The 23,221-nt window shown below is 44.5% G+C and carries 17 protein-coding genes and 1 pseudogene; 8 read left to right on the top strand and 10 right to left on the bottom strand.

The features are described from left to right. The first annotated feature begins 8 nt into the window (after positions 1–8). Positions 9–662 (top strand): class I SAM-dependent methyltransferase, encoded by a 654-nt coding sequence (locus ACPK8D_RS02150; RefSeq protein ID WP_424716196.1) that lies wholly within the window; start codon positions 9–11, stop codon positions 660–662. Positions 663–682: 20 nt separating this feature from the next. On the opposite strand, the gene ACPK8D_RS02145 is transcribed toward ACPK8D_RS02150, so the two are convergent. The 5 genes from ACPK8D_RS02145 to ACPK8D_RS02125 all read right to left on the bottom strand — a co-directional run bounded on the left by ACPK8D_RS02145 (position 683) and on the right by ACPK8D_RS02125 (position 3,881). Further along, positions 683–970, bottom strand: coding sequence for a hypothetical protein (locus tag ACPK8D_RS02145; protein ID WP_424716195.1), 288 nt, complete (start codon positions 968–970; stop codon positions 683–685). 122 nt (positions 971–1,092) lie between these two features. Beyond that, complete coding sequence (locus tag ACPK8D_RS02140; RefSeq protein WP_424716194.1) at positions 1,093–1,491, bottom strand: molybdopterin dinucleotide binding domain-containing protein; 399 nt, start codon at positions 1,489–1,491, stop codon at positions 1,093–1,095. After that, a complete protein-coding gene (locus ACPK8D_RS02135) occupies positions 1,491–2,735 on the bottom strand; it encodes a formylmethanofuran dehydrogenase subunit B (RefSeq protein ID WP_424716193.1) in 1,245 nt (414 codons plus the stop codon). Before ACPK8D_RS02135 ends, ACPK8D_RS02140 begins: the two co-directional genes overlap by 1 nt. Before the next feature lie 11 nt (positions 2,736–2,746). Continuing rightward, positions 2,747–3,211: a (Fe-S)-binding protein gene (locus ACPK8D_RS02130; protein ID WP_424716192.1), complete on the bottom strand. Its 465-nt coding sequence runs from the start codon at positions 3,209–3,211 to the stop codon at positions 2,747–2,749. Positions 3,212–3,599: 388 nt separating this feature from the next. Beyond that, positions 3,600–3,881, bottom strand: coding sequence for a ferredoxin-thioredoxin reductase catalytic domain-containing protein (locus ACPK8D_RS02125; protein ID WP_424716191.1), 282 nt, complete (start codon positions 3,879–3,881; stop codon positions 3,600–3,602). 1,313 nt (positions 3,882–5,194) lie between these two features. On the opposite strand from ACPK8D_RS02125, the gene hdrA2 reads away from it, so the two are divergent. Together hdrA2 and ACPK8D_RS02115 are read left to right on the top strand one after the other, a co-directional pair. Continuing rightward, the gene (gene hdrA2 / locus ACPK8D_RS02120) at positions 5,195–7,576 is read left to right on the top strand and encodes a CoB-CoM heterodisulfide reductase HdrA2 (RefSeq protein WP_424716190.1); all 2,382 of its coding nucleotides are present in this window, start codon (positions 5,195–5,197) and stop codon (positions 7,574–7,576) included. Further along, the gene (locus ACPK8D_RS02115; protein WP_424716189.1) at positions 7,573–9,018 is read left to right on the top strand and encodes a 4Fe-4S binding protein; all 1,446 of its coding nucleotides are present in this window, start codon (positions 7,573–7,575) and stop codon (positions 9,016–9,018) included. The genes hdrA2 and ACPK8D_RS02115 overlap by 4 nt, the downstream gene beginning before the upstream one ends. Positions 9,019–9,134: 116 nt before the next feature. Here the strand turns inward: ACPK8D_RS02115 and ACPK8D_RS02110 are convergent, their stop codons facing one another. Further along, positions 9,135–9,560 (bottom strand): universal stress protein, encoded by a 426-nt coding sequence (locus ACPK8D_RS02110; protein WP_424716188.1) that lies wholly within the window; start codon positions 9,558–9,560, stop codon positions 9,135–9,137. A 216-nt stretch (positions 9,561–9,776) separates the two neighbouring features. Between ACPK8D_RS02110 and ACPK8D_RS02105 the strand changes: the two genes are divergently transcribed. Further along, entirely contained in the window at positions 9,777–10,430 is a 654-nt protein-coding gene (locus ACPK8D_RS02105) for a DUF2284 domain-containing protein (RefSeq protein ID WP_424716187.1), read from the top strand. Between the two features lie 698 nt (positions 10,431–11,128). On the opposite strand, the gene ACPK8D_RS02100 is transcribed toward ACPK8D_RS02105, so the two are convergent. Further along, positions 11,129–12,502, bottom strand: coding sequence for a TolB family protein (locus tag ACPK8D_RS02100; RefSeq protein ID WP_424716186.1), 1,374 nt, complete (start codon positions 12,500–12,502; stop codon positions 11,129–11,131). A 1,041-nt stretch (positions 12,503–13,543) separates the two neighbouring features. On the opposite strand from ACPK8D_RS02100, the gene gatE reads away from it, so the two are divergent. The 4 genes from gatE to ACPK8D_RS02080 all read left to right on the top strand — a co-directional run bounded on the left by gatE (position 13,544) and on the right by ACPK8D_RS02080 (position 19,602). After that, the gene (gene gatE / locus ACPK8D_RS02095; protein ID WP_424716185.1) at positions 13,544–15,445 is read left to right on the top strand and encodes a Glu-tRNA(Gln) amidotransferase subunit GatE; all 1,902 of its coding nucleotides are present in this window, start codon (positions 13,544–13,546) and stop codon (positions 15,443–15,445) included. A gap of 576 nt (positions 15,446–16,021) precedes the next feature. Then, the gene (locus ACPK8D_RS02090; protein ID WP_424716184.1) at positions 16,022–16,405 is read left to right on the top strand and encodes a response regulator; all 384 of its coding nucleotides are present in this window, start codon (positions 16,022–16,024) and stop codon (positions 16,403–16,405) included. A gap of 277 nt (positions 16,406–16,682) precedes the next feature. Beyond that, on the top strand, positions 16,683–18,164 hold the full coding sequence (locus tag ACPK8D_RS02085) for an aldehyde dehydrogenase family protein (RefSeq protein WP_424716183.1): 1,482 nt from the start codon (positions 16,683–16,685) through the stop codon (positions 18,162–18,164). Between the two features lie 79 nt (positions 18,165–18,243). Continuing rightward, entirely contained in the window at positions 18,244–19,602 is a 1,359-nt protein-coding gene (locus ACPK8D_RS02080) for an aminotransferase class III-fold pyridoxal phosphate-dependent enzyme (RefSeq protein WP_424716182.1), read from the top strand. Positions 19,603–20,081: 479 nt separating this feature from the next. Here the strand turns inward: ACPK8D_RS02080 and ACPK8D_RS02075 are convergent, their stop codons facing one another. From ACPK8D_RS02075 to ACPK8D_RS02065, 3 genes and pseudogenes are all read right to left on the bottom strand, one after another. Continuing rightward, positions 20,082–20,564 (bottom strand): hypothetical protein, encoded by a 483-nt coding sequence (locus tag ACPK8D_RS02075; RefSeq protein ID WP_424716181.1) that lies wholly within the window; start codon positions 20,562–20,564, stop codon positions 20,082–20,084. Between the two features lie 371 nt (positions 20,565–20,935). Continuing rightward, positions 20,936–21,929: pseudogene (locus ACPK8D_RS02070) on the bottom strand (ankyrin repeat domain-containing protein); the annotation flags it as partial. A gap of 393 nt (positions 21,930–22,322) precedes the next feature. Beyond that, positions 22,323–23,195, bottom strand: a complete 873-nt coding sequence (locus ACPK8D_RS02065) for a tetratricopeptide repeat protein (protein WP_424716180.1) — start codon at positions 23,193–23,195, stop codon at positions 22,323–22,325. Positions 23,196–23,221: the final 26 nt, after the last annotated feature.

The raw sequence follows: 23,221 nt of genomic DNA, 5'->3' as shown, positions 1-23,221 counted from the left end.
GGGGTTTAATGGGGTCGTGGGAGAACTTTGACAGATATGCAGAAGAATATGACGCCTGGTATGAGCAGAATAAGCCTGCGTATGAATCCGAACTTCTTGCCCTGAAAGTTTTCCTTCCCGAAAATCCGGAGAAACTGAAAGCCCTTGAAATCGGAGCCGGAACAGGCAGGTTCGCCTCGGCCCTTGGAATCGGACTCGGGCTTGAACCAGCATGGACTATGGCCAGGCTTGCAAAGCAACGCGGCATGGAAGTTGTGCTTGGAGTTGCGGAATTTCTGCCCTTTAAAAGAGAACAATTTGATCTTGTTTTGATCGTTACTGCACTTGCTTTTTTCGAATATCCGAACCAGGCACTCAGGGAAACCCTGAGGGTACTGAAGCCAGGGGGACAAATTCTAGCCGGAATCCTTGATAGGGATAGCCCGCAGGGGCGCCGGGCCGAGTCAGGAAATGAAAGCAGGTTTTCTTCGAAGGCGCATTTTCTTTCGGCAGCTGAGGTATCGAGATCTCTGGCAGAACTCGGGTTCGAAAGGCTTGAGACCTGTCAGACCCTTTTTAAACAGCCTGAAATAATCAGGGAAATCGAAATTCCTAAAAAAGGGCACGGAAGAGGATGGTTTGCAGTACTTTCCGCCCGAAAACCTTTTAAGAAAGATTTTTGAAAGCTCCGGAAGCTAAAGGCTTAAAAAGTGTTTCGGCTCCGGATTTCCCTGAGCCTTCCTTTTCCCTTATCGACAATGGACAGCAGTTCGTAGTATACGTTCTCTGAGAGTTCGCTACCCTGAACAACTGAAAAGAGGTTTTTCCCATCCGAATATAGAAGAATTCCATTCCATGCCGCGAAATGAGGGCCTGATAGGTACTCACAGGGCAGTTCCCATCTTGAATCTACATTTTCAAAACCCTCAAAGCGGTAGAAAACGGTTCCGTTTTTCAAGATTCTGGTAAATCTCAGAAGTTTACTGGCCATACTCTCATCCGGTTTGCAGTTAAACAAGCCATAAAAAAGGAGAATAAAATATTTTTGCCGTTTTTAAGGAAATTTTTAAGGGAATTTTTAAGGAAATCTGTTAGCCTTACCAGGGAAAGCGTTTAAAACCTGAGTTCAGTGATTTTTTCCCCTTTCGCGCTGGTAACGATTGCAGAGATATCTTTAAACCTCGGAACCCCTTTACCTCCTGTTTCATCCGAGACCAGCATATTGGACCAGGGGCTGTTAGGCATATATGCAAGGCCTCTGTGAGGGGTTTCGTATCCTGACTCCTCAGCTTTGACCACAATCCTTCCGAAGGAGTTTTTCAGGGCCACTGTATCGCCTTTTTTTATGCTCAGCTGTTTGAAATCGGCAGGATCCAGCTTTATAACGGCTGAACGGTCCCTGTACTCTTCCCCAAAGCGGTTTTCAATCATGGCCTTATCCTGAAAAATATCCCTGTAAGTTACGATTTTGAGTTTTATTTCAGGAGCTGCAAGAAAAGATCCGAAATCCATCAGAGCGCCTCCATTATTTTCTTGAGGATTGCTTCATCCGACAGGTGAGCTGTCTCAATAACAGGTTTAAAGTTTACCTTGGTCCCGTCCATGCGTGTGGCACTGCCTCCTGACTCCACCCCACTGATTGCGGTATTAATGTAAACCTTTGCATGCTTTGAAGTCAGGGTTTCACAGGGATCCATTGAGATAACCGGAATTTCAAGCAGGTTCTTCGAAACCGACCTGGGAAGGCTTGAAAGCGGGTCAGAACCGATAATAAGAGCCGCATCCACCGTTTTTGCTTTCAGGGATTCGACAACCGAGTACTCAGGTCCGTGCTTTACCGTACCATTTTCGAACTTTACGCTATTTACGTACCCGGTTTCCGCAAAGAGGTTTTCGTTAAAGCCCCGCATGTTGTAGTGCCCGACCATCGGAATCAGGTGGAAGTTTGCTTTTTCGTTCAGAGCTTTCATGAGCCTGAAAACGGGTTCAAGGTTTTCCAGCGAATAAATCAGGCCAAGCCCTGCAAAAATTACCCCGAATTTTGCCCCTTTAAGAATATTTGCAAGTTCAAGGATTTTCTTGGGCGGGTAATTGTAGGAGGTTTTCGGCAGCTTTCCTGAAAGTGCTGCAATAAGGGCATCAATAAATTCGGTATCTTCTTCCGGGGGGATCTGGAAGAAATAGTTTCCGCAGATCTTTGCGGTATGGGACTTCCGAATATCGATCGCAATAGCGGTTCTTTCTTCTTCCCAGCCCCGCTGCTTTTCGCTTCCCCTGGGAAAATAGGAATATTTTGAAAGGTGGCGGGGATGAGAATCGGAAGGGTCCGCCCCCCAGAAAATAATAACATCGGCTTTATTCCTTATATCGTCAAGGGTACAGGTCTTAACCTTATCCTGAATAAGGGCCTCAACAAGAGGCCCCAGGCAGAACGAGGACGTGTCGTCAAGAGTGGCACTGGTCTTTCTTGCAAGCTCGATTGCCAGTTTCTGAGTTTCGTCCGTAGAAGTCCCAAGCCCGAAGATCAGAGGGTTTTTTGCATTTTTAAGGATCGAAGCAGCCTCACGGATTGCAGTTGCCTCATCAACAGGCTTATTATCAACCCGGAAGTTTGCTTCGCCCTTTGCCTCCTTAATGTGGGCTACCCCTACCCTGCAGGCTGTATAAACTTTATTTACTATGTTTTTCTCGGACTCGACCTCGATATCGTCACAAAGGAGTCCGCAGCCTGTGCATACATAATAGTTCTTCTCCATGTCCACTTCCCTCACACAAACTCTATGGCCTCTACAGGGCAGGTTACTATACAGCCATTACAGAGAATTTTGTTCTTTCCGAAACGGCGGCATTCCCCTAAGTTCTGGGCTTTTACAATGCCGTCTTCTATGGTCAGGACCAGCTTATGAACATTCCTGGGAGCATTTCCCGAGCCTACCCCATAAGGATCATTTGCTACATTAGGAGGACAGGCAACCACACAGTTTCCGCAGCCAAAACACAGGTCTTCATGCACTATAAGTCCCGTTTCGGTTGCTCCTTGAGACGGTTTGAAGATTTCGATTATCTTTTCATAGCTTTCTCTATACTTCGATTCTTCCTTAAGGGGCGGGCAGTCCTCAGGTGTGAGCTCGTGGGCCATGAGGGCTACTGCAAAGGCCATACATGAGGTTTTTCCGCACTTTTTGCAGTTGGTTTTTGGAAGCATCTGATAGAGTTCCATTGCATTTGTCATTCCAGGTCACCCTTAGTCAAATTTTTTACAACATTTTTCATTAAAGGGCATGCAGGTTAAGAAATATGATTAAAAGCAAAATTAAATGTATCACTGAAAAGTATTTCAAATAACCTTCAATTAAATATATCTAGGTAATCTTCCTTAAACTCTCGCTTTTTTGTTTTCAGTGTTACTTTCAGGTTGCATAAGGGAATACCCGGCAACCCTTTATGAATTAATTCAAGTCTTCAGATTTTGATGCCCTTAGATACGCAGGCTTTTGTTTCCGGAATTTTTCAGGTAGAAAATCTCGAAAATTAATCTCCCTACCCCCAGAAACAAACTGGTAAGGCCTTTTTGCAGGCAAACCGAATTCAGATGAGCTCCGAATAGAAACGAGCTTAATTTAATTTGCTTTGAAGAAAAGTTCGCAGTGGCAGTTTCCATCCCTTTCGACTTCTTCCTTATGGTAGATGCAGGGACATACAATCTTTCGATCTTCCTTTTCATCTCCAGTAACTATTCTACAGGGGCAGTAACGTCTTCCGAATTTTTCAAGTTTGACTGTAAGCCCATCAAGCACATAGTCAAGGGCTTCTTTATCCGGATTAAGCCTGTAACCTGCTTTTTCTGCATATTTCTTAGTCCATTCATACATTTTCTCTTTTATTTCATTATGATCAGCCATACAAAGAACTCCTTACTTTAAATTGAAACAATCGTGAAGCTTGATGAGAAGAATATGTGAATATAGGTGGAGTCATTTATAGAATGGTAGTATCATAAAATATACTAAAGATTTTTAATTGTGCTAAGACTTATAGAATGACTCAAGTTTTAGCATTAACTTCAGTTTATAACATTATATAACTCTAATTTTATTCAGGTTATATAGAAATACCTTATCCTGCAGGAATTATTAATCCCTGTCATAACCGGTTTAATCTCACTCACGCCATATATCAAATTTAATCTCATTTACGCCCATGTAACCAATTTCATCTCACTTACGCCCATATAACCAATTTTCCATTAAATTTCTCTTGAATTGTCCGTTTGAAACTGGTTTCTCGATTACGAATTAAGCTTTCAAACTATAAATCTATTGGTAAAACTCCGGTGATAAGGCAGAAGTAATGATCTTAAGGTTTTATCCATGACCCAGCAGGTATCAGTTAAACTGTACATAGTCAAACCGGAATTGGCAGTCTGGAATTGACAGTCTGGAATTCAGGTTATAAAGTTAAATCTGGCTAATTAGCTGGCTCAGGACAAATAAGAAAGTTAATATATCAATAAATATAAATTCTAATATATAAATAAACTGTCAAATTCTGTCACATAATAAACTGTCACGGGCCATAGTGAAAAATAATTAATGAAAAACGAATTATTGGAGCATACTGGAAATTATCCGATTTCTAACAAGCTAAATCAATTCTCAATAAATTGGAAAAACCTTATGAAATAAAGGTTTTGATTTTGTACAAAACATCTATGTTTTTATTCAGTTCAAAAGAAAAAGTATAGGGATATGCAGAAATAACTGATTTGCGACTAAGCGACTAATTCACGACTGAGTAACAGATTAATTGGTGAGTGATAAATTAACCGGTAAGTAACAAATTCATTAGTAAATTATGATTCATTGATAAACATGGACATAAATTCATTAGTAAGTAATAACTCATTGATAAACAATGGACATCAAAAAGTAACAAGCCACGTGAAAATAACAATTCATGTGAAAGTAATAAATTCATGTGAAAGTAATAAATTGATGAATTTGAAATGATAAATTTTATTCTTAGTTCAAAAAAATTTTTGTTGAGCAGCTGTACCGAACCTGATTTTTCTGTATGGCAAAGTGCTCTGATACACGGTTCTGAACTACGGTCAGAAATTATAACTTTCAAGTTATATGTAAAATATGTTAAAATTTATGTCGTGACGTAATCGTCAACATTCAATGTTAAACACAGGTATATGGAGTCACCAATTATGCGAATCGGAGTCTATGTTTGCCACTGCGGGCTGAATATTGCGGGAGTTATAGATGTGTCGGCTCTGCAGGAAATGGCATCTGAACTGGAAGATGTGGTGCTCGCCCGGGAAGTACAGTTTCTATGTTCCGATTCCGGACAGGAAGGCATCATCAAGGATATAAAAGAAAACAAGATCGACAGGGTCGTAATAGCTGCCTGTTCCCCGAGGCTGCACGAAAAGACTTTCAGGCACGTGATGGAAAAAGCCGGGCTGAACCCTTACCTCATGGAAATGGTAAATATAAGGGAGCAGTGTTCCTGGGTGCACGCCGATGACCCCCAGATGGCGACCCAGAAAGCTCTTGACCTTATAAGGATGGGGGTTGCAAAGGCAAAATTCCTTAAGGAGCTGAGTGCAACAAGTTCCAGAGCCAGCAGAAATGTCCTTGTCATAGGAGGAGGCGTTGCCGGAATCGAGGCAGCCCTGAATCTTGCAGAAGCCGGTTTTCCAGTCATAATGGTAGAAAGGGAATCCACGATAGGAGGCAAAATGGCCCTGATGAACGAGGTCTTTCCTACGAATGACTGCTCTATCTGTGTGCTTGCCCCTAAAATGACAGAAGTTCAGAACCACCCGAATATTACGCTTTACACCTACTCCGAAGTTACCGATATTTCAGGATCCGTCGGCAAATTTCATGTAAAAGTCAAGCGCAAGCCCAGATTCATACTTGAAGACAAATGCAAAGGCTGTGTCGACCTCTGCGCGGCGGTCTGTCCTGTAGAGATCGAAAACCCAATGAATTATGGGGTCGGAAAGACCAGAGCCATATATATGCCAATTCCCCAGTCCGTTCCCCAGGTAGTGCTTATAGACCCTGACCACTGTGTCGGCTGTGGGCTGTGTTTACAGGCCTGTCCTGCTGACGCCGTAGATTACGAACAGAAGCCTGAAGAGATTGAGTTTGAAGCCGGCGCGGTAATCGTTTCAACGGGTTACCAGCTCTTTGATGCGTCCAGAAAAAAAGAGTACGGGTTCGGGAAATATCCTGATGTTATAACGAATATGCAGCTTGAGCGCATGCTTAACTCGGCAGGGCCTACAGGCGGAAGAGTCCTTGTGCCTTCCACAGGCAAGCCCCCAAAAAGCGTGGCATTTATCCAGTGTGTCGGGTCAAGGGACAAAACCGTCGGCAATGAGTACTGCTCAAGGGTTTGCTGCATGGCCGCACTCAAGAATTCCCAGATGATTAAGGAACGCTATCCTGATACCGAGATCACGATCCACTACATTGACATCCGGGCTGCAGGGGAGATGTATGAGGAATACTATGCAAGGACACAGGCTATGGGTGTGGACTTCATCCGGGGGAAAGTGGCCGAAATTTACGCGGGTGAAGACGGCAGGCCTGTACTCCGTTATGAAAACACCCTGGAGTGCCGGGTCGAAGAGGAGGCCTGTGACCTTGTGGTGCTTTCAACGGGCTACGAGCCCAGCAAAGCGGCAGAAGGCATAGGCCGAATGCTAAATCTTGCCAGGCGGCCGGATAGGTTCTTTGCAAGCGCCCACCCGAAAATGCGCCCTGTAGATGCTCCTGTCAGTGGGGTTTTCCTTGCAGGCTGTGCCTCAGGGCCAAAAGAGATCCAGGTCTCGATTGCGCAGGGGAGTGCATGCGCCTCCAAGGTTATGCAGCTTCTCGGGACAGGAGAGCTAGAAGCCGATCCCATGGGAGCTCATGTTGATCCTGATAAATGCATAGGCTGCAGGACCTGTCTTGAGGTCTGCAAATTCGGGAAAATCAGCATTGAAAATAAGAAAGCTGTGGTAGACGAGGTTTCATGTTACGGCTGCGGGGACTGCAGTGCCGCATGCCCTGTAGGGGCGATTCAGATGCGGAACTTTGAAAACGAGCAGATTCTCGCTCAGGTTCGGGCTGCAACTGCTCACAGGTCCCAGAGTCCTTTCATAGTGGCTTTCCTCTGCAACTGGTGCAGTTATGCCTGCGCAGACCTGACCGGAATGTCCCGGCTTCATTACCCGACAAATATCAGGGTTGTCCGTACAATGTGCTCGGCAAGGGTAAATCCGGAATTCGTACTTGAAGCGTTAAAAGGCGGAGCCGACGGGGTACTGGTTGCAGGCTGCAGGATGGACGAGTGTCACTATATCCACGGGAATTTTGATGCAAAACAGAGGATGGATGTCCTGAAGGAAGTTATAAATGAGATCGGGCTCGATCCCCGACGGCTGAGGACCCTGTGGATCTCGGCTGCCGAAGGAGAACGTTTCTCAAACACGATTACCGAGTTTGTAAAGGAACTTGAAGAGCTCGGGCCCATAGGGACCGAGCTCAGGCTTAAAGAAACCGGAACCGAACTTGAGGAGGTGACACAATGAGCGAGGAGCAAACGGAACAGGAAATTCACGCATGCAAGGGATGCTGCGCAGCCGAAGAAAACGAAGTTGCAGAGGCTGAAGCCGATGAGTTCGAAGCAGAGGATTTCGAAGCCGAAGAGCCCGAGACTGCTGAGGGGGAAGCCCAGGAAAAGATTACGGTTACAACCACTATGGATCTACAGGGCTCCCATTTTCTCTATACCCAGGCAACCGAAAAATCCATCAAGACTCTGGATTATGACTACAAGCGCTGCAATGGCTGTGGAATCTGTGCAGAAATCTGTCCCACAAAAGCTCTCGAACTGGGGCCCATTCATGAAATTGCAACCGGGCTTGATGCGCCTGCGATAATGATGGACCTTGAAAAGTGTACCTTCTGCAGGATGTGCTCAAATCTCTGCCCTGTGCATGCCATCACCTTTGAGGCTGTGGGAGAAGTCCCTGATGAGAAGCAGTACCCTAAGTACGATACTTACGTTAAGATAAACGAGAAGTGTCTCCCCTGCGTACTCTGTGAGGGAGCCTGCCCTCAGGATGCAATCGAAGTGGAGTTTACCTTCCCGAAAAAGGAAGAGATCGCGCCTTTAAAGGAAGGGGCCGAAGGAGAGATTGCAATTGACACGGATAAGTGTAATTTCTGCGGAATCTGTGCCCGGTTCTGTGACGCCTTTATCCTGCTTGAGCGTGAACCCACACCTGAAAATCCCGTGCCTTTCGAGCAGATCCTTGTGGATGAGGACAAATGCGACTATTGTGTGCTCTGCCAGGATCTCTGCCCGGAAGAAGCAATAAAGGTTAAAGGGGAACGCCCCTGCGAGGCTCCCAAGGTTGAAGGGAAAGTTAAAGTAGATGAGCTGAAGTGTACGCAGTGCGGCCGCTGTAAGGCGGTCTGCCCGTATGAAGCCGTAGATCTGCAAAAACCCATGGAAGGGGAACTGAGCCTTATTGAAATGAACCTTAAGGAATGCGATCCTCAGGGTTGCCGTGGCTGTTTCAACGTCTGCCCCTCGAAACTCTGGTATGTGCCTACAGACCCTGAAGACACGCGAAAAATTGCTTTTGCGGAAGATTTCTGTACTTACTGCGGAGCCTGTGTGAAAGCGTGCCATCTTGCGGCTATCAAAGTCGAAAGGACCGAGATTCACCATACCGAAATTCCTGATACACCCTGGGCTGCCCAGTGGAAAGACGCAATCGAGTCCCTGAAGACAGGAGTAAGGAAAGGAGTCGACCGTGCAGTCCTCAGGGAAACCGAGACCCTTAAAGCCCAGAAGTTCATGGGCATAGAGCCCCCGGGATTTGATGCGGAAATGCTTGCAGCCGTGCAGGCAAAGCTTGAGGCCTTAACACCAGCCCTCAGGAGTGCTAAAGTCCGGAAACTCTGGGAAACCGACTCCCCGAAAAATGCAGCTGCAGCCGTAAAAAAGAAAATCGAAGGCTGAAAGGCCAGAGGGAAGAAGCTGAACCAGGAATACTGCAAAATCAGGACAGGAGAAGTAAACGGGGAGAGCTGAAGGCTGTGGGTTGGCTGTGAATTATTACTTGCCCGAACCCGGCCTCATAAGCCGCATTTCTCCTTTATGACCATTACAGGAACTTTTGAATGCCGGAGCACATTTCCTGCGACGCTGCCCAGGAGCAGCCTGTCAAGACCTGTCCTTCTAACGGTGCCCATGACGATAATATCCATGTTTTCCTCTTCAGCATACCGGATCAGCTCATCGGCAGGATGGCCTTCAAGCAGGACGGACTCTACATCGACGTTTTCCAGTTCTCCTATTCCTTTTACATAATTTACGGCCCTGAATCCCTCTTTCTTCAACGCTTCGTGCATTCTCTCCCAGTCAAAGTCCACAGCCATCGAAGAAAAGTAGTCTGTGGATACTACATAAACTGCGTAAACCGTTCCTCCGCTCAATCTGGCAAGTTCTATCCCTTTATTGGCAGCAACTCTTGAGCAGACCGAGTCGTCAGTTGCAATCATTATTTTCTTAAAAGTAACGTTCCCTATGCTGAATCCCCATTTACATATTCACCTGCAAGAAATATAACAGCATCGGAGGTTGGAAAGTGAAAAGCTTAGCTAACATGAAAAAAGCTCAGCTAACAGAAAAAAAGCCAGCTAACATGAAAAAGATGACCTGAAAAATCGGTTTATACTGCAAAACTATTTTTCCCTGGGAATTATAATGAAAAGATAATGATAAGTAACGAAAATTACGAGAAGCTGGAAGAAAAGGCAAAAGAACTGGGAGCAAAGAGTGTAAGGCTGTTTCCTGCAGAAGATATCGTGGTCGAAGACCGAACCGTATTAAAATGTATTTTTGGATGCAATGGCTACGGAAGCCGGGTCTGTCCTCCTTATATTCCCACAGTGAGCGAATTTAAAAAAATGCTTGCAGACTATAAATCTGCCCTCCTTGTTGAGTGGAAGTCTGAGAACGTTTTTTCCAGGGAGGTCAGCGAGAACTTCGTAAAATTCAGCGTCGAACCACCTGAAGATGAAACTATAAAACAACAATTCGAGAATAACCTGAAAACAATATTGAAAGACCGCAAAGAAACGATCCAGCCCGGAGTTCTCGAGCTTGAAAAACTCGCCTGGACCCTTGGTTATAATACTGCTCTCGCAACCTTTCCAGGAATGTGTGCCTGGTGTGCTACAAGCGACTACTCGAGCGTAAAATGCGCCGGAGAGAAAGGCCCCTGCCACCACCCGACTCTCCGCAGGCCGTGCCTTATGGGACTTGGCATAAGAATGGATAGGACCCTTGAAAAAATCGGCACTCCCCTGCAGAAATTCCCAATGGATGATGCGGCTCCCTCGCCTTTCACACTGATATTGCTTGATTGAAGGAAAAGGTAGCGATGTTAAAGTAAACCAGATTATTTATTTCCGGAGAGGCTGCACTGGTTCAAAACTATAATTCTATATATGGGGAAAAATTATTGTATAATTATGGCAGACTTTATCGGAAACTTTCTCTCCAGTTTGAAACAAAACACTCCATATCTAAAAGACCACGACGTAAATCATGAAGTCGCGCTTGGAATAGTCCTGCACTTATTCGTCTTCCTCTGTTTTATCACTATATTTTACCTGTTAGTAAGAACGTTCATTTAATTTCAAAAACCATAACTTGATATAACCTTGCCTCAGGATGAACAGGGCGCTTGAGCATCTGGCAAGCCGATAAGGAAGAGCAGTATGATTTTATAAATTACTTTCAGGACTGAAATGCCTGCTTAAAAAAATAAAAAGCGGTGACCCAAGGGATACACCACTACTATTTGAATAAGTCCCGCACTACATACTATTTCAATAAGTCCTGTGTGTTTTAATCGTCCTGCGTGTTTCAATAATGCATTTTATAAACCGATGATACATATTGCAAATAGATAATACATGTTGCAAACCGATAACATGTGTTATAGTACAGCGTGCCATAAACATATACTGTGTTACAAACGTAATCATATGTTAAAAACACATATAGCTGTTATAAACACACATTACGTGTTACAAACACTGTCCGTTATCCTGTGAAAGCTTCACGCATTCTGCATTATATCGAAAATTCTCTCTGCCTCGCTGATTATATAATTTGCCTCTTTGCTTTCGATTCTACCTTTCATTTCCATAATTGAAACACATTCTATGTAAAAGCCAAGCTTAATCAAAGCCGTATCGGTGTCTCCAGCTTCAAGATAATGGATTACATACCTGAGTTTTATATTGAGAAGATCCTTTGCAGATGGCTCTATGTCTAAAGAGTTCACGTGTGCTTTGAGTTTCTTCAGTTCTTCTACAGAATCTATTTCAGCGGGCTCTTCATCCACAGGCTCTTCATCCGCAGGTTTTTCCTCAGAAGCCCCGAGTGTGAACATATAGATATCGTAGTTTCCATTGCGGTTGTCTGTCCATACAATTTTAGCACCGTAGATATCATCTGCCCACTGCTCAGATTCACTGGTTGTTATCTGCATTTCTTCGGAAGTGGAGAGGTTGTACATGTAGATATCAGGGTTATCCCATCCGTTACCATTGCGATAATCCGTCCAGATTATCCTGTCCTCATAAATAGCAGGATACCGCTGTTCGGATTCATTGTCGGTTATCTGGATTTCCGTAGAGTTTACAAGGTCGTACATATAGATATCAGAGTTTCCATTGCGGTCGTCTTCCCACACAAATCTGTCACCATAGATGTCAGGCCTGACGTCAGAAGACACGTTTGTAACAAGCCTGGTTTCCTCGGATGTGGAGAGGTTATACATGTAGATCTCTCCGTCTGCGATCTGGTGAGAGTACAGAGGCTCTCCGTTACGCCCGTCTATCCACAGGATTTTGTCGCCATAGATTGCAGGGAAAGTCTTCCATGATTCATTCGATGTGAGCCGGGTTCCCTTTGAGGTGGAAAGGTTGTACATGTAAACATCCCAGTTTCCTTCAGGCCAGTGATTCGAATCCAGGCTTCCTCCTTCATTGCGCCCATCCAGCCAGACTAGCCTGTCTTCATAGAGAGCAGGAGAGTACTGATCAGAGCCGTTTAGAGTTATCCGGGTTTCCGTGGAGGTGGAAAGATTGTACACATAGATATCCCAGTTCCCGTTACGGGAATCCTCCCAGGCTATCCTGTCTCCGTAGATAACAGGAGAGTACTTCAAGGATGTATTGTTGGTTATCTTCATTTCTTCGCCAGTGGAGAGATTATGCGCATAGATATCAGTAGTTTCATAGCTTTCCCCATTGCGATAATCTTCCCATACTATCACGTTGCTGAATGTAGCAGAGTTGCTTTGATCAGCTTTGTCGATGGTTATCTGAGTCTCGTTTTCCTCTGCTACCGCTGCAGTTGCTGTTCCTGCAGATATTAATAATAAAGAAATAAAAAAACAAATTATCAAGATACGTTTAATTTTCATAACATTCCCCCGAAAATAAAGCTGTCTGGAGATTATACTTCCAGGCACTTTAATATTTACTTTAGTATATATCAAAGAATATGAAATTTATGTAAGAATTTAAGAAATTGTATGAGTAAAAGTAAATATTTATTCTAAATTGTATATATATAGCTGAATTTGTCTGTTTATCTATGTTGGGCTAGTGTGTTAGAGTGCGGCTGTGAAGAACCTGTGTTCATGCGGACTTAAATATTGATCGACTAGAGCATTTTGCGTATCCGGGTGGCAGTTTATTTAGATTGAATATGGCAAAAAATTGACAACTCTAAAACAGAAGCTCTCAGCGGTTTTGCTTTCATAGCCGGCCTGCTGGTAAAGTTCATAGGCTGGAATGTAAACGAGTAAAGCATAGAGAAATGTACGCTCTTAAATTAATTTTAAGCAAAAAATAAACCGTCTACAGCTTGTAGACGCAGAAGAAAGGGAGCACGGATACAGAGATTCCTGTACTTTCAATGTTTTTAATGGTTGCCGAAATCGATTGGGTTTTCCCGCGCCTTTTAAAGAAGCTAAAAGCCCGCAAATCCATATAAGCACATTCCAGAAGTACCGCCATAACCGGGAGGAGATTTCCTCTGGACAGGCCGATGCTTAAAATAATTTTGGATAAAAATAGATCTGCCGGGAAGCGGCCAGCACTTTTTTACTTATTTTGTTACATAGGCTGTCAATTTAGTGCTTCACTCTTATATACAGAGATACCTTTATACATTCTGTCATACCTTTTACATTTAATTTCTTACTCAGCAATTACTCTATGAATTACTCTATAATTACCTGTAACTGCCAGTGCAGCACCTAAAAGAGCTAAGAGAGGAATCGAGCGCAGAAGAGGGTTTAAAAATAAGAGCAAAAATAATGAGCCGATGGACTTAAAACCGAAGGAAGAACAAAAAGAAGCTAATTTGAAAGCGTTAACGAAGAATTAGGGAAAACTTAAGAGGATTACAAAAGATTAAAGAGAATTAAGGCGCTTCCTGCTTAGATTCGGGTGAGAATATGGAAAAATACGATTACAGTGAACTTGGGCTGAAAGCCGGGCTTGAAATTCACCAGCAGCTGGATTCAAAGGAGAAGCTGTTCTGCAGGTGTCCGACCCTGATCAGGGATGTCAGAGATTCGGACTTTGAATTTTTCAGGTATCTCAGGGCTACGGAAAGCGAGATGGGAGAAAAGGACAGGGCTGCGGTAGAGCAGACCAAGATCAGGAGGAAGTATATCTACAAGGCGTATGATACGACCTGCCTTGTAGAGAATGATGAGGAGCCTCCAAGAGAACTCAATAAGGAAGCCCTGGAGATTTCCCTCGGGATTGCAAAACTCTTTAACATGAAGCCTGTCGATCAGATGCACGTTATGAGGAAGATCGTGGTGGACGGATCAAACACGAGCGGGTTTCAAAGGACCGGTTTTCTTGCAAGCGACGGGTATATTGAGACCTCTGACGGGCGCTGCAGGATTGATAGCCTCTGCGTGGAAGAAGAAGCTGCCCAGAAAATAGAGGAAATCGGAGATTCGATAGTTTATTCCCTGGACAGGCTGGGAATCCCACTTGTGGAAATCGCGACTGCACCGGATATCAAGTCTCCTCACCAGGCAAGAGAGGTTGCCGAGCAGATAGGAATGTTCCTCAGGTCTACAGGGAAAGTAAAGAGAGGACTTGGCACTATCAGGCAGGATGTAAATATCTCAATTGCCGAGGGCGCGAGAGTAGAAATAAAGGGCGTGCAGGCGCTTGACCTCATAGAAGATATCGTCCGCAGGGAAGTTGAAAGGCAGTTGAACCTTCTTTTTATCCGGCAGGAACTTATGGAAAGAAAAGCGTTTGTCTGCGAGGAAATCTACGACATAACAGGGCTTTTCATAGACACCAAATCCAAAGTCCTGCAAAAAGGCGTGAAAAAAGGCGCAATCCTTGCCGCCCTTCTCAGGAAATTCGAGGGACTCGTAGGCAAAGAAGTCCAGCCAGGAAGAAGGCTAGGAACCGAATTTTCAGACCGGGCAAAAACTGCGGGCGTAGGAGGGATTTTCCACACCGATGAACTTCCTAACTACGGGATAACCGAGAAGGAAGTCCAGACCGTCAGGGACGTAATAGGTGCACACCCCGGCGATGCCGTTATAATGGTTGCGGACGAGTCCGAAAAAGCCAGGCTTGCAATAGAAGCGGTTATTGAAAGGGCAAAAGAGGTTATAGCAGGAATTCCTGAAGAAACCCGAAGAGCCCTTCCCGATGGAAACACTGCCTATATGCGTCCCCTTCCGGGCGCAGCAAGGATGTACCCCGAAACCGATGTGCCTCAGATCGAAATTTCGCAGGAATATTTCGATTCGATCGAGACTCCCGAACTTCTAACCGAGCGGGCTAAACGTTTTGTTTTCGAAAACGGCCTGAATAAAGAGCTTGCCGAAAAAATAGCTTATTCAAAGTATCTTCCTCTCTTTGAAAGCCTGATCGAGATCTACAGGAAAGACGCAAATGTAAATTCAACCCTGATTGCCAGAACTCTTGTAGGGATCGTTCCGGAAATCCGGAGAAACGGGGTTGAAACCGAAAACCTTACGGATGAGCACTTCAAAGGGCTTTTTGCAGCCATTTCAAACCAGGAGATTGCAAAGGAAGCCATCCAGGACCTTTTGACAGCTCTTGCAAAAGAGCCGGAACTGAGTACTCCGGAAGCGATTTCAAAGCTTGGGCTTAGCGCCTTTGACCCTGAAGAGGTCGAAAAATTCATCAAGAAAACAGTCAGGGAAAGAGGAGACTTTATCAGGGAAAAAGGCCCGGCAGCTCTTGGCCCCCTCATGGGCATTGTCATGAAGGAATACAGAGGCACAGTTGACGGAAAAATCCTTAGCCAGATGCTGAAAAAGGAACTGGATAGTTTCATTAATCAGGGGTAACTCCCCTCTTTATTTTTATTCTTACTTTATTCTTACTTTATTCTGATTTTTGTTCTTTATTCTCTATTCCTTATTCTCTATTCTCTATTCCTTATTTTCTATTCTCTATTCCTTAGTTTTTATTTTCTATTCTCTATTCCTTATTCTCTATTCCTTATTCTCTATTCTTTATTCTCTATTCTTTATTTTCTGTTCTCTATTCCTTATTCTTTATTTAGTTAAGAAATACCATTTTTCTTCACCTTTTCACACCAGCATATTACCTTCAGTAAAGTTTCAGGCAGACGGGAGAAAAATAATAAATTTTCATTCCTGAAATACAGAAATCCTCACTCCTGAAATGTCTAATTCAATTCCGGAAATATGAAATTTTCACTGGAATACAAAATTTTTATTCAAGAAATCTAAAAACTCCGGTTTATGAGGTATAGAAGTTAACTTTTTATATTAATTAAGACATTTGTACTAATAGTATTAGATGTGGCTGAGATTTAGCTACTTCTTACCAGGAAATGGTAAGTGGTATAATGATCCACAAGAAGGTTACAGAATAATAACCTCAGGAGAAGACCCCTCATGAAAATACTGCTTGTAGATGATGACCCCCTGTTTTTAGAGTTATCAAAGACTTTCCTGGAAGTTTTCCATGATATAACTTCGGATACGGTAAACTCTGCAAGGGAAGCCCTTCAGAAATTGGAGAAAGATTCTTATGATGTGGTAGTTTCAGACTATGATATGCCTTTTATGGATGGCATCACGTTCTTGAAGACTATCCGTGACAAAAGTATTAGCATTCCTTTCATCCTGTTCACAGGTGTGGGTAAAGAAGAAATTATGAGCCAGGCAATCGAAAATGGTGCAAATTCCTTTATCCAGAAAATAGGTGATCCAAGATCTCAGTATTCCGAGCTATCCAAAAGAATCTGGCAGCTTGTCAGCAGCAGTGCAAGCTGCTAAAAAGAGTAAAAGAAGGACCTGAATCTCCTTCGGCAGCTCTCAACCAGATTCAGAGGATTTGGTTGAGGATATTTGATCTGGAGTATTCTTATTTGTCAATAGCTTTTGCGAATCCCGGTTTCCGGAACTTTTCTTCTTAACGACTTTATGGAGCCTGGCATCTAAGATTATTTAGCCTGATCCTGTTCAATAAAAAGTCAGATCACCCAGCAGGCCCGGAAAGAATTTTCTGGAATATATTTATCTCCCTGTATATTCATGTTTTTAGGGGGATTGTATGGTTCAGGAATACAAGCTGTTTATAGGGGGAGAGTTTAAAGACTCGTCAACCGGAGAGGTTTTTGAGGACATAAACCCGGCTACTCTGGAAAGCCTGGCCACAATACAGGTAGCTGGAACGGAAGACGTGGACAGAGCAGTTGAGGCTGCTGAGGCAGGGTTCAGGGCCTGGAGCGGAGTCCCGGCTCCGAAAAGAGCCGAAGTACTTTTCAGGGCAGCCCGGATTTTGCAGGAAAGAAAGGAAGAGCTTGCTGTCCTTATGACACAAGAGATGGGAAAGGTGCTGCCTGAGACCAGGGGAGATGTACAGGAAGCCATTGATATCACAAATTATGCCGCAGGGGAAGGAAGGCGAATGTTCGGAGAAACAACGACTTCCGAACTCAAGGAAAAATTCTGCATGACCGTGCTCAGGCCGATAGGGGTTGTTGGCCTGATTACGCCCTGGAACTTCCCGATTGCGATCCCTGCCTGGAAGATTATGCCAGCCCTTGTAGCCGGAAACGCGATCGTATTCAAGCCTGCAAGTGATACGCCCCTGCTTGCCCTGAAGCTGGTAGAGGTGCTTATTGAAGCAGGCTTACCTCCGGGAGTAATAAACCTGGTAACAGGGCCAGGAGGGACTGCAGGGAAAGCCGTAGTCCAGCACCCGCGTATAAAAGCTATTTCCTTTACAGGCAGCCTTGATACCGGGAAATGGATAATGGAAGAATGTTCAAAAACCATGAAACGGGTTTCTCTGGAACTCGGAGGCAAAAACCCGGTAATTGTCATGGATGACGCCGACCTTGAACTTGCCCTTGAAGGTGTACTCTGGGGGGCTTTCGGGACTACAGGACAGCGCTGTACTGCTACGAGCAGACTGATTCTTCATGAGAAAATAAAGGACGAATTCATAACAAGACTGCTTGCAAAAGTTAAAGCTCTAAGGATTGGCAACGGGCTTTTGCCTGAGACGGATATCGGACCTGTAATAAGTAAAGCCCAGCTTGAGAAAATCGAAAGATATGTTAGAATCGGGAAAGAAGAAGGGGCAACTCTTCTTACAGGGGGAAACAGAGTAGATCCCGGACTTCCGGGTTATTTCTTCGAGCCCACAATATTTACGGATCTCAGGCAGGAAATGAGGATCGCACAGGAAGAGATTTTCGGGCCGGTACTCGGGATCCTCACGGTTTCAGGCCTTGAAGAGGCAATCAACGTTGCCAATAATACCAAATACGGGCTTTCTTCGGCAATTTACACCGGAAATGTAGGAAACGCTTTTAAGGCAATCGAGAAAATCGAAGCCGGAATCACATATGTTAATGCCCCTACAATAGGGGCCGAAGTTCATCTCCCCTTCGGGGGCGTGAAAGGGACAGGAAACGGTTTCCGGGAAGCCGGCACCGAAGCCGTCAAGGAGTTTTCCGAGGTAAAAGCCGTATATATAGACTATAGCGGAAAGCTGCAGAAAGCCCAGATCGATTCGGCGGAATGAAATTCGAGAGCATGGAGAAACCGGGGAGGAATGCGTTCTGGGTAAGGAGAAAACCGAAGAATTCGAAAAAGCTCAAAAGATGGAAAAGCCGGGAAAGAGTACAGCACAGGATGAGGCACAAGATCTTGATTTTCATGAGGAGATCGAACTGCTCGATATCGTCGGTCCGAAGGCCAGGGAGATTATAGGGCAGGATTGCAATATTATGTCGGCCTGTGCAGCCCGCCCTTATCCTCTGGTTGTGGACAGCGCAAAGGGTTCGATAATCAGGGATGTCGACGGAAGAGAGTATATTGACCTGGTTGCAGGGATTGCTGTCATGAATGCAGGCTACTCCAACCCTGAGGTTAAGGCTGCAATTTCAGCCCAGCTTGAGAAAATGACTCACTGCGGATACGGGGATTTTTTTGCCGAGCCCCCGGTGAAGCTTGCAAAAAAGTTAGAAGAGCTTTCAGGCTATTCAAAGGTCTTTTACTGCAACAGCGGGACAGAAGCCGTGGAAGCTGCAGTCAAGCTTGCCTTCTGGAAAACAAGGCGCCAGGGCCTTATCTCTTTTTATAATGCCTTTCATGGCCGGACTCTGGGTTCACTCTCCCTTACCTGCTCAAAAATCAGGCAAAAGGAGCATTTCCCTGCGATCCGCACAGCCCATTCCCATTATGCCTACTGTTACCGCTGTCCCCTAAGGCTCGAATACCCTTCCTGCGGGATTGAGTGTGCAAAAGAGCTCGAAAACCTCATTTTCAGGCGGGAATTGAGCCCGGAGGATACAGCTGCCGTTTTCGTGGAACCGATCCAGGGGGAAGGCGGGTATATCGTCCCTCCTCCCGAGTTTCATAAGGAAGTGAGGCGGATCTGTACCGACAATGATGTCCTCCTTGTAGCTGACGAAGTACAGGCAGGCTGCTTCAGGACAGGCCCCTTCCTTGCCCTGGAAAATTTTGGGGTAAGGGCTGAAATTTCCTGTCTTGCAAAAGCCCTTGGAGCAGGCCTTCCTGCAGGCGCAATGCTTGCAGACCGCGAGCTTATGGACTGGCCTCCAGGTGTCCATTCAAATACCTTCGGAGGAAATCTCCTGGCCTCAGCCGCTTCCCTTGCTTCCCTTGAATTTCTGGAAAAGGAAAACACGGAAACCCGGGTAAAAGAACTTGGTTCCTATATGAGGCAACGCCTGGGGGAACTTCAGGGAAACTTCCCCTGCATAGGGGATGTTCGCGGCCTCGGGCTGATGATCGGTGTCGAGATCGTAAAACCCGATAAATCCATAGACCCCGCCCAAAGAGACAAAATTCTCAGGGAGGCCTTTAAAGAAAGAATCCTGCTCCTTCCCTGCGGGGATTCGGTAATTCGTTTCTCTCCTCCCCTGGTGATAACATCTGAAGAGATTGACCTCGCGCTCGAAAAATTTGAAACGGCTATGAAGAAAGCAGGAACTTAAGTTTCCGAACAATGTAAGAAAATTAAAAGGGGTTGAAGGAATTAAAAAGTCTCAAAGGAATGAAGAGTTTCAAAATTTATATAAAAAATACTAAGAGTTTTTACATGAGTTTTGCGGTCTCTACGAATAAATTCGAGGCTTAGCCGAATGTTTCCGTGAAATAAATTTCGTAAGACTTGCAAAGGTTTTTAACCAATTATCGCTTATATAATAATATGGATTATAAGAACAATGCTCCGTTTGAGAACGATGGTTCGGCTTTGATTGTTTTTATAACTATTATTGCGATGGCAGTAAGTCTCCTGGGAATAATAGTATGCATCAAGTAAAAAAGATAATAGTATGCATCAAGTAACCGATCTCTAAAAAATCGGTAAAAACGACCACTTTTTTCCGTTAAACGATAACAATTCTTCCAGGCAGGTGAAGTACAAGTAAAAGATAGGGAATAAACTTTCCCTATTCTTCCAGCTCTCCCTTTATTTTCTCTCCTTATCGGCTCCCTTCAGCCCATTTTCGGCCTGCCTGAGCGTTACAAGCCTGCTTGCAAGAGGAGCCATAGGAAGGTCTGAGCTGAGAGTGCACATCCTTGCACCTACCAGTGTCCTTCCAGGCAGGTCAGGCAGGATCTCAAGCCCTTTTCCTGCAGGCGTCTTCAGGCTTTCGGGTACGGACTCCGGAAGAGCAGAAGATTTGATCCCGGAACAGGAGCTGGAAACAAGCCTGGGAAGAGTTTCCGGACTCAGGCGGAGATGTCCCGAAGAAGAAAGTCCCAGATCCCTGCCAGGCGAGAGTCGTTTATTGAAGTCGGGCATAAGGTCCCTGAACTGGTCAAGAACCGGGTTTGAAAAAGTAGCGGACTCGTAAATAGGATTAATCTTTCCGATAAGGGCCTTTTCACGGGCTGCACGGTCAGTTAAGTGAGAAGGTGAAGCTGAACTTTCGGATTTGCTGCTATTCATAGCATAAGGATTGTCACGATGGTATATCAATTATACTAGGGCTTTTTCTGATTTCTTTATTGTAGTCAAAAACGTAGAGAGACAGGGCTTTTGAGACCGATCCATTAAAAAATTTAAAAAATACGTAAAAGTCTGGGCTCACAGACCTGAAAGAGCTGAAAGAGCTGAAAGACCTGACAGTATGCAATATGTAACTTTTCCTGATCTTCCTGTAAGATCAATTATGTTCTTAATTGCTGGTTCTCTCTATACTCGGTATCTAATTCTTTGTCGTATATAACCGGGTTTTTGATGGTCGCTTTATTTTACATTGCAATTTATTTGTTGCATTTTCATTTTAACAATGCCATGAGATTCACCTTTCGGATAAATCATGGCCTGGAACCTGCACCGGCTTTAATAAGCAAATCAACAATTTCGTTAAACTCCATTTCTGCTGCAAGCTCCAGAGCAGTATTGCTATTTTCGTCCTGAATTGTAAGGTCGGCACCACCTTTAATTAGCAATTCAACAACATCTTTATTCCCCGTTTGTGCCGAAACCATCAAAGCGGTAAGCCCGTTTTCGTCCTGAATATTGAGATCGGCACCACCTTCAATAAGCAGGTCTGCAATATCTCTGTATCCTCTATCTGCTGCATAAATCAAAGCCGTTTTACCGGTTTTGTCCTGAACATTAAGATCGGCGCCGGCGTTAACAAGTAACTCAACAATGCCTTTATGCCCGATTTTTGCTGCGGCATTCAAAGCCGTATTACGATTTTTGTCCTGAATATCAAGCTCGGCACCAGCTTGAATGAGCCGCTCAACAATATCCCTGTGCCCCCTGGACGCAGCCGAAACCAGAGCCGTTTCGCCATTCCTGTCCTGAATATTGAGATCGGCACCGCTGCTTATAAGCAAATCAACAATATTCCTGAATCCTACTTTTACCGCAAACTTCAAAGCAGTCTCGCCGTTTTCGTCCTGAGTATTGAGGTCGGCACCGTTTTTAATGAGCAAATCAACAATATCAGCACGTTCTATCTTTGCCGCAGAAGTTAAAGCAGTATCGCCGTTCTGGTCCTGATGATTGAGATTGGCACCACCTTCAATAAACAATTCTACAATATCCCTGTATCCATTACTTGCCGCATAAATCAAACCAGTTTTACCGTATGCGTCCTGCGAGTTAACCTCAACTTTTTTGCTTTTCAAAAGTCTCTCTACATTTTCTGTCTGCCCTGATTTGCAAGCCTCTAAAAAATTTTGGGTTTTGTCTTTACCAAATAAATTAGATATAAAGTCCATTGATTCTCTCCTCAAATCTCTAATATTTTATTATCTGTCGGAATGCAGCCATCTTTGCATTTTTGATTGATGCATAGAATCAGAAAATATAAATTTATCACTCAGCATCATGAAATGTATACAATTATAAGTCTGCCTTGGTTATCAATTATTCTTTTTGGAATCGGAAAGTGGGCACCTCAATAATAAGATATTCAACGATGCCCAATGCGCTGCCGAGTACAATGATTTCACACCAGGGAAATTCCAAAAAGACAATATTACTATAATACAAGTAAATATAAATGGCCTGGGTATAAATGGCCTGGAAAGTTATATTCTACTGTTTCAAAGAGCCTGTTTCATAACAACTTCAAATCATAGGAACCGGTTTAACAGGAAATAAGTGACGGTTAACTGAACCGAATGAAATACAGGTTTGCTATAAAAATATCCGGATCTGGAGTTTTTGAAACAGGTGAGTTAACAATTACTCATTAATTTTCGCTTCACAAAGTTCCCTTCCTTTGCTGGCAGCCTCATTTCCCGGACTGAGTTTCAGGGCCCGTACATAGCACTTGAAAGCCTCTCCGTATTCGGCAAATTCGCAAAGCAAGTTTCCTCCGATAAGAAGAGAACCTAGATGATCAGAATCGCTTTCAAGAGCCATTTTGAAGGCGTCGAGGGCTTTTTCCCTTTCGCCGAGTTCAAGAAACACATTGCCTTTCCAGTACCAGGTCTCGGCATTGTCAGGCCTCATAATGGGAGCTTTGTTCCGGGAAAAGAAACCGAACCTGGGAATTTTGCAGGCCCAATCCGATGCTTTCCTGGGTTCGGCTGCCAGAGCGCAATCGAAAGTATCGAGAGCCTTTTTCAGGAGTCCCATTCTGAAATACACTATGCCCTTGCTGGTCAGGATTTTGGGAGATTCCGGATCAATCGTTAGCGCTTTTTCGAAAGCTTCCAGGGCTTCTTCGTTCCTATCCAGGGCTGAAAGCACAAAACCCCGGTTGGACCACTCGGTAGGGCTTTCAGGCTTAGTCTCAAGGGCGGCATCAACAATCTCCAGAGATTCCTCATACCTCCCAAGTTTGAAAAGCGCCATCCCGTAACACGACCTGGCATCTCTGGATTTCTCCAGAAACTCTTTTCCACTTGCCTCTTTTCCTTTTTCAAAAAACAGGCCTGCAACTTCTTTCCAGGCGTCAACTGCCTCACCATAGGCAGCAAGCGCTTCTTCGAACCTCCCCGTCTGAAAAGAAATCCTGCCTTTTTTGTAAGCTTCCCCGGCCGACCTGTCAATTTCCTTAAATATGTTTTCCATTTTTGCCATTTTTGCCATTTTCTGCCTCTTACCTGCCATTTTCTGCCTCATATCCACCCTTATTT

The sequence above is a fragment of the Methanosarcina sp. genome (genome assembly GCF_049706645.1).
Lineage (GTDB): Archaea > Halobacteriota > Methanosarcinia > Methanosarcinales > Methanosarcinaceae > Methanosarcina.
The sequence above is the reverse complement of the archived record's forward strand: the minus strand, read 5'-3'. Positions and strand labels throughout refer to the sequence as shown.